The 14,213-nt window shown below is 54.0% G+C and carries 16 protein-coding genes and 5 tRNA genes; 3 read left to right on the top strand and 18 right to left on the bottom strand.

Annotation, left to right across the window (positions count from 1 at the left end; genetic code table 11):
• Nucleotides 1–84 precede the first annotated feature (84 nt).
• Complete coding sequence (gene gpmA / locus C2U54_RS11515; protein WP_103178736.1) at nucleotides 85–837, top strand: 2,3-diphosphoglycerate-dependent phosphoglycerate mutase; 753 nt, start codon at nucleotides 85–87, stop codon at nucleotides 835–837.
• 66 nt (nucleotides 838–903) lie between these two features.
• Here gpmA and aroG read toward each other — a convergent pair whose 3' ends face one another.
• Complete coding sequence (aroG, locus tag C2U54_RS11510) at nucleotides 904–1,956, bottom strand: 3-deoxy-7-phosphoheptulonate synthase AroG (RefSeq protein WP_103178735.1); 1,053 nt, start codon at nucleotides 1,954–1,956, stop codon at nucleotides 904–906.
• Nucleotides 1,957–2,277: 321 nt separating this feature from the next.
• Between aroG and C2U54_RS11505 the strand changes: the two genes are divergently transcribed.
• Together C2U54_RS11505 and zitB are read left to right on the top strand one after the other, a co-directional pair.
• Entirely contained in the window at nucleotides 2,278–2,808 is a 531-nt protein-coding gene (locus C2U54_RS11505) for a protein YbgS (protein WP_168192045.1), read from the top strand.
• Nucleotides 2,809–2,916: 108 nt separating this feature from the next.
• A complete protein-coding gene (gene zitB, locus C2U54_RS11500; RefSeq protein ID WP_103178733.1) occupies nucleotides 2,917–3,855 on the top strand; it encodes a CDF family zinc transporter ZitB in 939 nt (312 codons plus the stop codon).
• Here the strand turns inward: zitB and pnuC are convergent.
• The 17 genes from pnuC to cydB form a co-directional block, all read right to left on the bottom strand.
• Entirely contained in the window at nucleotides 3,852–4,571 is a 720-nt protein-coding gene (gene pnuC, locus C2U54_RS11495; RefSeq protein WP_103178732.1) for a nicotinamide riboside transporter PnuC, read from the bottom strand. The two genes, zitB and pnuC, sit on opposite strands and share 4 nt — an antisense overlap.
• Before the next feature lie 30 nt (nucleotides 4,572–4,601).
• On the bottom strand, nucleotides 4,602–5,645 hold the full coding sequence (gene nadA, locus C2U54_RS11490; protein ID WP_103178731.1) for a quinolinate synthase NadA: 1,044 nt from the start codon (nucleotides 5,643–5,645) through the stop codon (nucleotides 4,602–4,604).
• Nucleotides 5,646–5,986: 341 nt separating this feature from the next.
• Nucleotides 5,987–6,062, bottom strand: a tRNA-Lys gene (locus tag C2U54_RS11485).
• A 29-nt stretch (nucleotides 6,063–6,091) separates the two neighbouring features.
• Nucleotides 6,092–6,167, bottom strand: a tRNA-Lys gene (locus C2U54_RS11480).
• A 146-nt stretch (nucleotides 6,168–6,313) separates the two neighbouring features.
• Nucleotides 6,314–6,389 (bottom strand) — tRNA-Lys (locus tag C2U54_RS11475).
• Between the two features lie 3 nt (nucleotides 6,390–6,392).
• Nucleotides 6,393–6,468 (bottom strand) — tRNA-Val (locus C2U54_RS11470).
• Between the two features lie 135 nt (nucleotides 6,469–6,603).
• Nucleotides 6,604–6,679 (bottom strand) — tRNA-Lys (locus tag C2U54_RS11465).
• 162 nt (nucleotides 6,680–6,841) lie between these two features.
• Nucleotides 6,842–7,624 carry a cell division protein CpoB gene (gene cpoB, locus C2U54_RS11460; RefSeq protein ID WP_103178730.1) on the bottom strand — a complete coding sequence of 261 codons (783 nt, stop codon included), beginning with the start codon at nucleotides 7,622–7,624 and terminating at the stop codon, nucleotides 6,842–6,844.
• A 9-nt stretch (nucleotides 7,625–7,633) separates the two neighbouring features.
• On the bottom strand, nucleotides 7,634–8,155 hold the full coding sequence (gene pal, locus C2U54_RS11455; RefSeq protein WP_103178729.1) for a peptidoglycan-associated lipoprotein Pal: 522 nt from the start codon (nucleotides 8,153–8,155) through the stop codon (nucleotides 7,634–7,636).
• A 34-nt stretch (nucleotides 8,156–8,189) separates the two neighbouring features.
• Nucleotides 8,190–9,482, bottom strand: a complete 1,293-nt coding sequence (gene tolB / locus C2U54_RS11450; RefSeq protein ID WP_103178728.1) for a Tol-Pal system beta propeller repeat protein TolB — start codon at nucleotides 9,480–9,482, stop codon at nucleotides 8,190–8,192.
• Nucleotides 9,483–9,609: 127 nt separating this feature from the next.
• Nucleotides 9,610–10,935 carry a cell envelope integrity protein TolA gene (tolA, locus tag C2U54_RS11445; protein WP_103178727.1) on the bottom strand — a complete coding sequence of 442 codons (1,326 nt, stop codon included), beginning with the start codon at nucleotides 10,933–10,935 and terminating at the stop codon, nucleotides 9,610–9,612.
• Between the two features lie 37 nt (nucleotides 10,936–10,972).
• Nucleotides 10,973–11,401 (bottom strand): colicin uptake protein TolR, encoded by a 429-nt coding sequence (gene tolR, locus C2U54_RS11440; protein WP_039029343.1) that lies wholly within the window; start codon nucleotides 11,399–11,401, stop codon nucleotides 10,973–10,975.
• A 3-nt stretch (nucleotides 11,402–11,404) separates the two neighbouring features.
• Nucleotides 11,405–12,097: a Tol-Pal system protein TolQ gene (tolQ, locus tag C2U54_RS11435; protein ID WP_072036639.1), complete on the bottom strand. Its 693-nt coding sequence runs from the start codon at nucleotides 12,095–12,097 to the stop codon at nucleotides 11,405–11,407.
• Nucleotides 12,094–12,498 (bottom strand): tol-pal system-associated acyl-CoA thioesterase, encoded by a 405-nt coding sequence (ybgC, locus tag C2U54_RS11430; protein WP_032617092.1) that lies wholly within the window; start codon nucleotides 12,496–12,498, stop codon nucleotides 12,094–12,096. The genes tolQ and ybgC overlap by 4 nt, the downstream gene beginning before the upstream one ends.
• Before the next feature lie 148 nt (nucleotides 12,499–12,646).
• Nucleotides 12,647–12,931 carry a cyd operon protein YbgE gene (ybgE, locus tag C2U54_RS11425; RefSeq protein ID WP_103178726.1) on the bottom strand — a complete coding sequence of 95 codons (285 nt, stop codon included), beginning with the start codon at nucleotides 12,929–12,931 and terminating at the stop codon, nucleotides 12,647–12,649.
• Complete coding sequence (cydX, locus tag C2U54_RS11420; RefSeq protein WP_003858598.1) at nucleotides 12,931–13,044, bottom strand: cytochrome bd-I oxidase subunit CydX; 114 nt, start codon at nucleotides 13,042–13,044, stop codon at nucleotides 12,931–12,933. Before cydX ends, ybgE begins: the two co-directional genes overlap by 1 nt.
• Nucleotides 13,045–13,058: 14 nt before the next feature.
• Nucleotides 13,059–14,198, bottom strand: a complete 1,140-nt coding sequence (gene cydB, locus C2U54_RS11415; protein WP_103178725.1) for a cytochrome d ubiquinol oxidase subunit II — start codon at nucleotides 14,196–14,198, stop codon at nucleotides 13,059–13,061.
• Nucleotides 14,199–14,213: the final 15 nt, after the last annotated feature.

The following is a 14,213-nucleotide window of genomic DNA, read 5'->3' as shown; positions in this document are numbered from 1 at the left end:
GTTAAGCGTTGCCCGCGGCTCAGCCGCAGCAATATAATGAGAATTGTTATCATTCAAATAATGCTTGTTCTGGAGGAGTAAAATATGGCTGTAACTAAGCTGGTTCTGGTACGTCATGGCGAAAGCCAGTGGAACAACGAAAACCGCTTTACCGGTTGGTATGATGTTGACCTGTCCGAAAAAGGTGTTGGCGAAGCGAAAGCAGCGGGCAAACTGCTAAAAGATGAAGGCTTCAGCTTCGATTTTGCTTATACCTCCGTGCTGAAACGTGCCATCCATACCCTGTGGAACGTACTGGACGAACTGGATCAGGCCTGGCTGCCGGTTGAGAAGTCCTGGAAGCTGAACGAGCGTCACTACGGTGCGCTGCAGGGTCTGAACAAAGCCGAAACCGCAGAGAAATACGGTGACGAGCAGGTTAAACAGTGGCGTCGCGGCTTCGCGGTCACCCCACCAGAGCTGACCAAAGATGACGAGCGTTACCCAGGCCACGATCCGCGTTACGCATCCCTGACTGACGCTGAGCTGCCAACTACCGAAAGCCTGGCGCTGACCATCGATCGCGTTGTTCCTTACTGGAACGAAACCATTCTGCCACGCCTGAAAAGCGGTGAGCGCGTGATCATCGCTGCGCACGGTAACTCCCTGCGCGCGCTGGTGAAATACCTGGACAACATGGGTGAAGACGAGATCCTCGAGCTGAACATCCCGACCGGCGTGCCGCTGGTGTACGAGTTCGACGAAAACTTCAAACCAATCAAGCACTACTATCTGGGTAACGCTGACGAAATCGCGGCTAAAGCGGCGGCCGTTGCGAACCAGGGTAAAGCCAAGTAATAAAAAAGCCCGGTCGCAATGACCGGGCTCTGCGTTCTGAATGCCGGATGCGAATCCGGCATTTTTTTAGCCGCGACGGGCTTTCACCGCATTCGCCAGCTGGCGCAGTACCGTTTCGGTATCGTCCCAGCCAATGCAGGCATCGGTGACGCTCTTACCGTAGACCAGCGGCTCGCTGCCTTCCAGATTCTGATTGCCTTCCACCAGGTGGCTTTCAATCATCACCCCGATAATCGCCTTTTCACCGCCGGCAATCTGCTGGCAGACATCGGTGCCCACATCCATCTGCTTTTTGAACTGCTTGCTGGAGTTGGCATGGCTGAAGTCGATCATCACCTGCGCCGCCAGACCGGCTTTTTCCAGGCCCGCCTTCACTTCGGCGACGTGCGCCGCGCTGTAGTTAGGCTCTTTGCCGCCGCGCAGAATGATATGGCAGTCGCCGTTCCCGCTGGTGTTCACAATCGCGGAGTGACCCCACTTGGTGACGGAGAGGAAGCAGTGCGGCGCCCCGGCAGCGTTAATGGCGTCAATCGCCACTTTGATGGTGCCATCGGTGCCATTTTTAAAACCAACCGGGCAGGAGAGCCCTGACGCCAGCTCGCGGTGAACCTGAGACTCGGTGGTACGCGCGCCAATGGCGCCCCAGCTCATCAGGTCTGCGAGATATTGTGGGGTGATCATATCGAGGAACTCACCCGCCGCAGGCAGACCGCTGTCGTTGATGTCCAGCAGCAGCTTACGGGCGATGCGCAGACCGTCGTTGATCTGGAAGCTGCCATCCATATGCGGATCGTTAATCAGCCCTTTCCAGCCTACGGTGGTGCGTGGCTTTTCAAAGTAGACGCGCATGACGATTTCCAGCTCATCCTTCAGCGCTTCGCGCAGGGTCAGCAGTCGCGCCGCATACTCTTTTGCCGCCGCAGGATCGTGAATGGAACATGGACCGATAACCACCAGAAGACGATCGTCATTACCTTTCAGGATCTTGTGGATCGCTTTACGGGCATGAGAAACGGTATTGGCGGCGTTTTCGGTGGCGGGAAACTTCTCAAGGAGCGCTACAGGGGGTAATAACTCGTTGATCTCTTTAATGCGCAAATCGTCATTCTGATAATTCATGTTCGTTCCAGCTTTGCCATACTTTTATAAATGAATGCAATCCCTCCAATCTATCTTGTCAGTCAGGAAGTGTAAACTCACTTTTACACTACGCACAGATAAATCCTGGAATTCGCTTAAAAAACGCAACAAAGTAGCGAAAAACGAGATACACCCTAAACTTTTTAACTGTATGCACTGCATTTATAAATTTTATCGCGATTCCATACTGACCTAAGTAGGGATCATGGCATCTTTAACCACTGAGCAGTATATCGATTTCGCATATGCACTGTGGAAAGAAGTTATCCAGAACATAACGACCAGAACAGGAGCAGCATGATGAAAATGACTAAACTCGCAACCCTTTTCCTGACAGCTTCGCTCACGATGGCGAGCGGTGCGGCACTGGCTGCTGATAGCGCCGCCGGCTCTAACACCAATAATGGCCAGGCGAATGCCGCCGCTGATGCAGGGGCCGTTGCGCCTGACGCACGCCAGAATATTGCTCCAAATAACACCGGCAACAGCCAGATTAACACCGGTTCTGGTACAACCGGCACCACCGGCACAACAGGTACAGGCACAACAGGTACGGGTACGGGGACTGGCACGGGTTCCATGCTCAATCCAGATGGAACGAACTCCAGCGGCACCGGGGTGACCAATGGTACCGGCAACAGTTCAACCACTGGCGGCACTAACTCCGTCATGGGTAATGACGACCCAAGTAAGATGAGTAACGACGGCATGTCCAAGGATGATCAGCACAGGAATTCGATGTGTAAAGACGGTAAATGTCCGGATCAATCCGGCAAAGTTGATACCGAAAGAACCCCACAAGAACAAAAGACTGACGGCACTACTCAGTAATTGACGGTAATGCGGTTATGATGAAGGAGAGCTACGGCTCTCCTTTATTTTTTGTGCAAAATGTTAAAAACTCTACACTTAAAATAATTATTTACCGGGACAGTATTCATGGCGCACTCCCACTCGCACGCCCCTTCTTCACAGGATGAAAATGCTAAACGCTTAACGCTGGCGTTCGGCGTCACCGCCACCTTTATGATCATTGAGGTGATCGGCGGGTTGGTTTCTGGATCGCTGGCGCTGCTGGCCGATGCGGGTCATATGTTCACGGACGCCGCTGCGCTGCTGTTTGCGCTACTGGCGGTGATATTCGCCCGGCGCCCGCCTAGCCACGGACGCACCTTTGGCTGGCTACGTCTCACTACCCTCGCCGCCTTCGTCAACGCCATCGCGCTGGTCTTGATCACGATTTTAATCGTCTGGGAAGCCTTCCAGCGTTTCCGCCATCCGCAGCCTGTCGCGGGTGTCACCATGATGGTGGTAGCCGTTGCCGGGCTTATCGCCAATATCCTGGCGTTCTGGATTTTGCATCGCGGCAGTGGAGAAAAGAATCTCAACGTGCGGGCAGCGGCGCTGCATGTGCTGGGGGATCTTCTGGGATCGGTGGGAGCCATCGTTGCGGCGCTGGTGATCCTCTGGACCGGCTGGACGCCCATCGACCCGATATTGTCGATTCTAGTCTCGTGCCTGGTGTTACGCAGTGCCTGGCGGCTTCTACAGGAGAGCGTCAATGAGCTGCTGGAAGGGGCGCCGGCGACGCTGGATATCCCGGCGCTGAAGCGCAACTTAACGCGCTCCCTTCCTGAAGTGCGCGATGTGCATCATGTACACGTCTGGATGGTGGGAGAAAAACCGCTGATGACCCTGCATGTTCAGGTTATCCCGCCTCACGATCATGATGCGTTACTGGGGCGTATTCAGCACTTTCTGGAGCACCATTACGCCATTGCGCACAGCACCATTCAGATGGAATACACCCCCTGTAACGGACCGGACTGCCACCTCAACGAGATCCCGTCCGGTCACGCCCATCATCACCACCATTAACGTGCCAGCGCGTGTGAACCCCGTTCACGCGCGCTGTTGATCCACATCCTGCTGCCGTTCAGGGCGATGAAGGTGAGGATCATATACTCCAGCGACATGGCGTAGACGCCCTGCAGGGCAAAGATCGCCACGCTTATCACGTTGATGATCACCCACAGCAGCCAGTTTTCGACATACTTACGGGTCATCAGGATCATGGCGGCAATCGACAGAACCATCATGCATGAATCCCAGAACGGGAAGGCGTCAGGCTGCAGCTCCGGCATGGTGACGTTCAGCCCCAGGGTATTCATCACCGAGACCGCTACGCGGGTCAGGAAAGCGAACACCGGGTCGATATAGACCGTCATCAGGCCAATGGCTACCACGCAGGCAGCCAGCCAGCCCATGGCCTTCGGCAACGGTAGCCAGCGGATCTGCAGTTCCGCCTCCTGCTGGCTGTTCTGCCGGGACCAGGCGTACCAGCCGTAGATATTGGCCCCAAAGAAGAACAGCTGCAGCAGCAGGCTGGCATACAGCTGGATCTGGAAGAAGATAATGGCGAACAGGGTGACGTTCACCAGGCCAAACGCGTAGTTGACGATCTTCTCCAGACTGGCAAGCCAGATACAGAGCAGACCTGCAATTGTCCCGACCGCTTCAATCCATGACAAGTCATAGCCGCCAGCGCCAATCGGTATATGTACCAGAATGTTTTGCGTGCTAAAAAAATCCATCTTTTCCCCTGAGCGTTACGTTTACGTGGTTTAAGGACGTAGTGTAGCCGCAAAATCCAGCATTCGGTTAAGCGGAATTAACGCCCCCTCTCGCAGCGCGGCATCAACATGGATTTCATGGGCGGCTCCGCCCGTCTCCAGACCGTCTGCAATCGCTTTGAGCCCGTTCATGGCCATCCACGGACAGTGCGCGCAGCTGCGACAGGTTGCCCCCTCGCCTGCGGTCGGTGCTTCCAGCAGCTCTTTCTCTGGCACCGCCTGCTGCATTTTGTAGAAGATGCCGCGATCGGTCGCCACAATCAACTGGCGATGCGGCAGCATCTTCGCGGCAGCGATCAGCTGGCTGGTTGAGCCGACGGCATCCGCCATATCAACGATCGCCTGCGGGGATTCCGGGTGAACCAGAATGGCCGCATCCGGGTAGAGCCCCTTCATGCGCGCCAGCGCCTGCGTTTTGAATTCATCATGGACGATACAGGCGCCCTGCCAGCAGAGAATATCCGCTCCGGTCTGTTTCTGGACGTAATTGCCAAGATGTCTGTCCGGTGCCCAGATAATCTTCTCGCCCAGGCTGTCGAGATGCTCAATCAGTTCAACGGCGATACTGGAGGTGACCACCCAGTCGGCACGCGCTTTAACCGCGGCAGAGGTGTTGGCGTAGACGACGACCGTTCTGTCAGGGTGGGCATCACAGAAGGCGGTAAACTCGTCGATCGGACAGCCCAGATCGAGCGAGCACTCCGCATTCAGGGTCGGCATCAGTATCGTTTTTTCCGGGCTGAGGATTTTGGCCGTCTCGCCCATAAAACGCACCCCGGCCACCAGCAACGTCGAAGCAGGATGCTTAGCACCAAAGCGCGCCATCTCCAGCGAGTCCGAGATACAACCGCCCGTCTCTTCTGCAAGCTGCTGAATTTCAGGATCGGTATAGTAATGGGCCACCATAACCGCATCACGCTCTTTGAGCAGACGCTTAATTTTCTCACGGTAAAACTGCTTTTCGTCCAGGCTCAGCGGGGCAGGCTTTGGTGGGAAAGGATAGATAGCGGCTTCTGGATCAAACATCACACTCATTTTGGCTTCTCGTTTTACTGGCTTAACAAGTTTGCCGTTATTTTTTGGCGGAAACCAAAGTAATGGCAATTGTGTTTTATATACTAAACAAGATAGCGAATCTGAGAGAGAAAGTCACACCAAAAGGGTGCGGGCAGCATTTGTCGGGTGGCGCTTCGCTTACCCGACCTACGTAAACCCTCGCATTTTGGATTCTGGAATAACAGATAGCAAAAAGGCGCCTTTAGGGCGCCTTTTTACATTGGTGGGTCGTGCAGGATGACTCGGCTTCGCCTCGCCCTTGGGCCGTTGCTGATGCAACGTTATCCTTCACGTTTACTCTCTGAGTCAGAAAGTAAAATTGGTGGGTCGTGCAGGATTCGAACCTGCGACCAATTGATTAAAAGTCAACTGCTCTACCAACTGAGCTAACGACCCCTTGCGGGATGTACTGCTTTTCTTCGAAGTGGTGGGTCGTGCAGGATTCGAACCTGCGACCAATTGATTAAAAGTCAACTGCTCTACCAACTGAGCTAACGACCCATTCGGGTGCTGACTTCGAAGATTATTACTCGGTACCACCAGAAAGTGGTGGGGCGTGCAGGATGACTCGGCTTTGCCTCGCCCTACGGGCCGTTGCTGACGCAACGTTATCCTTCACGTTTACTATCTGAGTAAGATAGTAAAATTGGTGGGTCGTGCAGGATTCGAACCTGCGACCAATTGATTAAAAGTCAACTGCTCTACCAACTGAGCTAACGACCCGAGTGGTGGGTGATGACGGGATCGAACCGCCGACCCCCTCCTTGTAAGGGAGGTGCTCTCCCAGCTGAGCTAATCACCCGATACTACGCTGGATACTACTTACTACTTAGTTAGTGGTGGGTCGTGCAGGATGACTCGGCTTCGCCTCGCCCTACGGGCCGTTGCTGACGCAACGTTATCCTTCACGCTAACCTACTGCTTTCTACTTAAGTAGTGGTGGGTCGTGCAGGATTCGAACCTGCGACCAATTGATTAAAAGTCAACTGCTCTACCAACTGAGCTAACGACCCACTATTTCGGCTGCTTCTGGGGTGTTTGATATCCCTTGGCAACGGCGGCATATATTACTGATTTAAGAATTCTGCGCAACTAAAATTTTGATGAATATCACTTAACTGCTTACGAATTATGCGGCAAGACCAGAAATAAAGCGATTTCTGGTCATGTGGCAATCATCCCATCGCAGCAAGGCGTTTTTGCGCTTGTTTTGCCCCTTCGGTGCCCGGGAACTTTGTGACTACCTGCTGGAAAACGGCTTTCGCTTTTGCGGTGTCGCCTTTGTCCTGCATGATCACACCGACCTTATACATCGCGTCAGGAGCTTTGGGTGATTTCGGGTAATTTTTAACGACAGAGGCGAAATAGAATGCCGCATCGTCTTTTTTACCCTTGTTGTAATTCAACTGTCCCAGCCAGTAATTTGCGTTTGGCTGATAAGTCGAATCCGGGTATTTCTTCACGAAGTTCTGAAACGCCGCCATCGCCTCGTCCTGGCGCGAGTTATCCTGCACCAGGGCAATTGCCGCATTGTAATCAGTATTCGCATCACCGCTCTGCACAGGCGCAGCGGTCGAGGCTGATGTGTCAGCCTGAGGCGTTGCCGCAGCACCCTGATCCCCTGCTGCCGGTTGCGCTGCTGCGCCGCCATTATTCAGGTTATCAATCTGCAACAGGATCTGCTTCTGACGCTCCACAACCTGATTGAGCTGATACTGGCTTTCCTGGATCTGTCCGCGCAGTGAGTCAATATCGGTTTGATTGTCAGAGAGCTGCTGCTGAAGTTGGGTTAAAAGCTGGCTGTGAGCATTAGAAATACGCTCGAGTTGGGTGACCCGGTCTTCTACCGAGCCTGAGCCGACACTACTGATTGGTGCCTGAGCAAAAGCGGCCCAGGGGGCCGCTATACCAACCAGTAACGACAGACTCAACAGATGATGTCTGAAGTTACTGCTCATGCAATTCTCTTAGTAAACCAGTACGGCACGACGGTTTTTGGAGTAAGCCGCTTCGTCGTGGCCCAGTACTGCAGGTTTTTCTTTACCGTAAGAAACGATGGAGATCTGGTCAGCAGAAACGCCTTTACCCTGCAGGTACATTTTAACGGCGTTAGCACGACGCTCACCCAGAGAGATGTTGTACTCAGGAGTACCACGTTCGTCCGCGTGACCTTCTACGGTGACTTTGTAAGACGGGTTGCTACGCAGGAAGTTAGCGTGCGCATCCAGCATCGCAGCGAAGTCAGAACGGATGTCGAACTTGTCCAGATCAAAGTAAACAATGTTGTTCTGCTGCAGCTGTTGCATCTGAAGACGCGCCTGCTCTTCAGAAGACATATTGCCGTTGCCGTTTGCGTCCACACCGGTGCCGGCACCCATCATGCCTTCGCCGCTCTGGTCGTTGCTGGCGTTCTTGTTAGAAGAACACGCTGCGATTGCCATAACAGGCAGAGCGATCATCAGCCCTTTCAGCACTTTGTTCAGTTGCATTTCTATGATTCCTATATTATTCAATTAATTATTATTACAGGTACGGCGACCAGGCAGGTGATTTTACCTGTCCATCAGTTGCCGGAATACGCGCTTTGAAACGCCCATCGGTAGAAACCAGATTCAGCACGGATCCCATCCCCTGAGAAGAGCTGTAGATAACCATAGTGCCGTTAGGTGCCAGACTTGGCGTTTCATCCAGGAAAGTCGACGACAGAACTTGTACGCCGCCCCCGCCCAGATCTTGTTTAGCAATGTGCTGCTGACCACCGGCCGAGCTGACCATTACCATAAACTTACCATCAGCGCTCACGTCGGCGTCCTGGTTCTGAGAACCTTCCCAGGTGATACGCTGCGGTGCACCGCCATTAATATTAACTTTATAGACCTGTGGACGACCCGCCTGGTCAGAGGTAAAGGCCAGGTTCTGGCTGTCCGGGAACCAGGTTGGTTCGGTGTTGTTGCTGCGACCATCAGTTACCTGACGGATCTGGCCGGAGGCGATATCCATCACGTACAGGTTCAGGCTACCGGTTTTAGACAGGGCAAACGCCAGTTTAGAACCGTCAGGCGAGAATGCTGGTGCGCCGTTGTGACGTGGGAAAGAGGCAACCTGACGTACCGCGCCGTTAGATAACGTCTGGATAACCAGCGCCGAACGACCGCTTTCGAAGGTCACGTAGGCCAGCTTAGAACCATCCGGCGACCAGGCCGGAGACATCAGCGGCTGTGGTGAACGGTGAACGGTGAACTGGTTGTAGCCATCGTAGTCAGAGACGCGCAGCTCATACGGGAACTGACCGCCGTTGGTCTGTACAACGTAAGCGATACGGGTGCGGAAAGCGCCTTTGATGCTGGTCAGCTTCTCAAACACTTCATCACTTGCCGTATGGCCCGCATAACGCAGCCACTGCTTGTTCACTTTGTAGCTGTTCTGCGCCAGCACGGTACCCGGTGCGCCACCGGTATCCACCAGCTGATAGGCCACGGTGTAACCGCCGTCCGGGTTAGGGGTCACCTGACCCACCACCACCGCGTCGATACCCAGTGCAGACCATGCTGCTGGCTGCAACTCTGCGGCTGTGCCCGGCTGCTGTGGCAGACGAGAACGGTCTAATGGGTTGAATTTACCGCTGTTGCGCAGGTCAGCGGCAACAATGCCGCCCACATCTTCCGGCGCAGCGCCTGGCCCTTTCCACTGGAACGGAACCACACCAATTGGACGTGCCGAATCCACCCCCTGGGTGATCTCGATACGCACTTCTGCGTGCAGCACCGCTGCCCACAGCATTAAGAAACTCATTGCAACACGTAATGCCTGCTTCATCATATCTCCCATATCCGGGTAACCTTACCCGCATAATTTAGCAGAATGTTAACAAACCCAAATAAACAAAACTACCAATCCACAGCCTCAAACGTAGACTGTTTTGCCAACTTTAGCGGGAAAAACGCTACAGTTTGAAATCAAGTTTGGCATCTTTTACTTTTTCATAAACAGCCTGGCTAGGCGGTTTAGGAATTCTGGCAGTTTTTGCAGCCGTCAGCGCAGCCTGACATAAGGCAGGATCACCGCCCTCTTCAGTGACATCCAGCAGCAGGCCATCTGGCGCCAGCTTAATATGTAGCACACAGGATTTACCGGCATACAGATCAGCGCCATATAGACGGCTCTGAATTGCATTACGAATCTGCGAAGCATAAGCACTAATATCAGCGCCTGACGCACCACCATTCGCCCCGCTTGTTCCACTATCTTTTGCTGGTTGGCCGTTACCTTTTGCACCACCCGATTTCGGCGCATTCTTACCTGAGCTTAAATCACCGAACAGATCGTCGACATCCGATGCGGCCGCTTTTTCTGCTGCGGCTTTCTTGGCGGCAGCGGCTTTCGCGGCGGCAGCTTTGTCAGCAGCAGCTTTATCGGCAGCCGCTTTCTTTTCTGCAGCCGCTTTTTCGGCTGCGGCTTTCTTATCGGCTGCGGCTTTTTCTGCGGCAGCCGCTTTCTTCTCGGCTGCGGCTTTTTCAGCAGCAGCCTTTTCAGCGGCCGCGGCTTTTTCCGCAGCAGCCGCTTTCTTCGCTGCTTCGGCAGCCGCTTTTTTCTCGGCTTCCTGGGCGGCTTGTTTAGCGGCTTCTGCTTCGGCTTTTTTCTGTGCGTCGGCAGCAGCTTTCTTAGCCGCTTCCGCTTCTGCCTTTTTCTTCGCGTCAGCCGCTGCTTTTGCGGCTTCGGCTTCAGCCTGTTTCTGGGCATCGGCTGCAGCTTTTTTCGCTGCGGCTGCGGCGGCTTCAGCAGCTTCTTTTGCCTGAGCATCTGCCTTCGCTTTCGCTTCCGCTGCGGCTTTGGCTGCCGCCTCTTCCGCCTGCTTCTGCTGCTCCTGCGCTTTTTTCGCGGCGGCTTCAGCCTGTTTTTGCTGCTCCGCCTGCTCTTTCGCTGCTTCCTGCGCCTGCAAACGTTCTTTCTCAAGCTGCTTCAGACGTTCCTGCTCGGCGGCCTGCTTTTCACGCAGCTCCTCCGCCTGCTGTTGCGCCTGCTTTTCACGCTGCTCTTCAGCACGTTTTGCACTCGCCTGCTGCTGTTGCTGACGGTTATAGTTCTGAACGACCGCGCCGGGATCGACCATGACGGCATCGATGGAAGAACCTCCACCACCTCCGGCAGCGGCATCCAGATGCTCATCGAACGAACTCCAGATCAGTCCTGCAAAAAGAATCACATGCAGCACCGCCGAGATAATTATCGCCCGTTTAAGCTTATCGTTTTGTTCGGTTGCCTTTGACACTATGGGTTCCCAAAAACTCTGTTGTGTACGCAGATAATCAAATAGGCTGCGTCATCAAGCCGACTGACTTAACGCCCGCGCTATGCAACAGGTTCAGCGCTTTAATTATTTCATCGTAAGGCACGTCTTTCGCGCCACCGATTAAGAAGACCGTTTTCGGATTGGACTGCAGGCGTCGTTGCGCTTCCGCAATGACCTGCTCCGGCGGCAGCTGATCCATACGATCTTTTTCCACCACCACGCTGTACTGCCCTACTCCGGATACCTCAATGATGACCGGCGGATCGTCATTGGTACTTACAGCCTGAGATTCTGTCGCATCCGGCAGATCAACCTCCACGCTCTGGGTGATGATGGGTGCTGTCGCCATAAAGATCAGCAGCAGCACCAGCAGCACGTCCAGCAGCGGTACAATGTTGATTTCGGACTTCAGTTCGCGACGACCCCGTCCACGCTGTCTGGCCATGGTTTACCCCTTGTTGCTCTCGGTGCTGGTAAACGCCTGGCGGTGCAGAATCGCAGTGAACTCTTCCATGAAGTTGTCGTAGTTCAGTTCCAGTTTGTTCACGCGCTGGTTCAGACGGTTATACGCCATAACCGCTGGAATCGCCGCGAACAGACCAATAGCAGTCGCGATCAGCGCTTCAGCGATACCTGGTGCAACCATTTGCAGCGTCGCCTGTTTTACCGCACCCAGGGCGATAAAGGCGTGCATGATCCCCCATACCGTACCAAACAGACCGATATAGGGGCTGATGGAACCCACGGTACCCAGGAAAGGAATATGCGTTTCCAGCGTTTCCAGTTCACGGTTCATGGAGATGCGCATCGCACGGGATGCTCCCTCCACTACCGCTTCCGGCGCATGATTGTTCGCGCGGTGCAAACGGGCGAACTCTTTAAATCCGCTATAGAAGATTTGCTCGGAGCCGGAGAGGTTTTCACGACGGCCCTGGCTCTCCTGATACAAACGGGAAAGTTCGATACCAGACCAGAACTTGTCTTCAAAGGCTTCCGCTTCGCGGCCTGCCGCATTGAGGATACGGGTTCTCTGAATGATGATGGCCCAGGATGCGATTGAAAAACCAATCAAAATCAACATGATAAGTTTAACCAGAAGGCTTGCCTTCAGGAACAAATCAAGGATATTCATGTCAGTCACTGCTTAAACTCCGCGACAATAGACTTAGGAAGCGCACGAGGCTTCATGATGAGTGGATCAACACAGACAATCAGGACTTCAGCTTCGTTCAGTACCGTGTTCTCTGCATTGACGATCCGCTGCGTGAAAACCAGTGAGGTTCCGCGCATTGATGTTATTTCTGTTTGGACTTCGAGCATATCGTCGAGTCTGGCAGGCGCAAAATACTCCAGCGTCATCTTGCGTACCACGAAGGCAACTCGCTCCGCCAACAGAACCTGCTGGCTAAAGTGATGATGGCGCAGCATTTCAGTGCGTGCTCGTTCATAAAAGGCAACGTAGCTGGCGTGGTAAACCACACCACCGGCATCCGTGTCTTCATAGTAGACCCGAACCGGCCATCGAAATAGCGTTGTATTCACTTTACATCCCGGTAATGCAAAAAAGGTTAGAGCTTTTAAACTTCGCTACTATACGCGCGGGAATGGTGGTTTGGAATGGGGGAAAGTAAACAGAGAGTAAATTTTTATGGGCCCGGGTAAGCCCATAATATTAACGGATAGTTCTTATTCAGTTGAAAAAGAAAAACAGGCCCAACAGCAGGATCACATCAGCAATCAGCGGGCAAAAAATGCCCTGCCAGTGTACGGCTTTCGGACGAAATCCCACCCCGTGGATTACGCCTGCACATACCGCCCACATAATGAGAAAACCGTGCCAGATCTCAAGCTCGCTGGTCTTCGCCGCGAAGCGCGACGGATCCCAGAAAATACAGCCCGCCAGCAGTAAGGCCATCACTAAGGAAAGCGCCCTTAACGGGCGCTTATCCATGATCGCGTAGAGATACGTGATCATCAGTGTTTTTCTTCACCGGCTTTGGTCGCTTCAACGTGCTCAAGCGCCAGTGCGGTAATCACACCAAATGCACAGGCAAGAAGCGTTCCTAAAATCCATGCGAAATACCACATATTCAGCTCCTTCCTTAATACAGAGAGTGGGTGTTGCTTTCGATATGTTCTTTCGTGATACGACCGAACATTTTCCAGTAACACCAGGCGGTGTAAGCCAGAATAATCGGTACGAACACGGCAGCCACAAACGTCATCAGATTAAGGGTCATCTGGCTGGAGGTTGCATCCCACATCGTCAGGCTTGCATTCATCATCGTGCTGGATGGCATCACGAACGGGAACATCGCGATACCGGCTGTCAGGATGATGCACGCCAGCGTCAGTGAAGAGAAGACAAACGCCAGTGCCCCTTTCTCCGCGCGGGAGGTCAGGATGGTCAGCACCGGCAGCACGACGCCCAGTGCCGGAATCGCCCACAGAATCGGTGTGTTATTGAAGTTCACCAGCCAGGCACCAGCCTCGCGAGCCACCTCTTTGGTCAGCGGGTTCGACGGCGCGGTATGGTCAATCGCAGTGGTCACAACATAACCGTCGATACCAAACATCACCCATAGACCTGCCAGCGCAAAGCCAACCAGCGTCACCAGAGCCGCCATCTGCGAGACGGCACGGGAGCGCAGGTGCAGCTCGCCCACGGTACGCATCTGCAGGTAGGTTGCCCCCTGGGTGATGATCATCGCCACGCTGACGACCCCTGCCAGCAGACCAAACGGATTCAGCAGCTGGAAGAAGTTACCGGTGTAGTAGAGGCGCATATATTCATCAAGGTGGAACGGCACACCCTGCAGCAGGTTGCCGAACGCCACGCCGATGACCAGCGGCGGCACGAAGCTACCGATGAAGATGCCCCAGTCCCACAGGTTACGCCAGCGGGTGTCTTCAATCTTCGAGCGGTAATCAAAACCGACCGGACGGAAGAACAAGGATGCCAGCACCAGAATCATCGCCACATAGAAGCCGGAGAACGCAGCCGCGTAGACCATCGGCCAGGCAGCGAACAGTGCGCCGCCTGCGGTGATGAGCCACACCTGGTTACCGTCCCAGTGCGGGGCGATGGAGTTAATCATAATTCGACGCTCGGTATCATTACGACCGAGGAAGCGGGTGAGCATGCCCACCCCCATGTCGAAACCGTCAGTGACCGCAAAACCAATCAGTAAGATCCCGACCAGCAGCCACCAGATAAAACGCAATACTTCATAATCGATCATTTGATGACTCCTGTC

The organism is Leclercia sp. LSNIH1 (genome assembly GCF_002902985.1).
Classification (GTDB): domain Bacteria; phylum Pseudomonadota; class Gammaproteobacteria; order Enterobacterales; family Enterobacteriaceae; genus Enterobacter.
The sequence above is the reverse complement of the archived record's forward strand: the minus strand, read 5'-3'. Positions and strand labels throughout refer to the sequence as shown.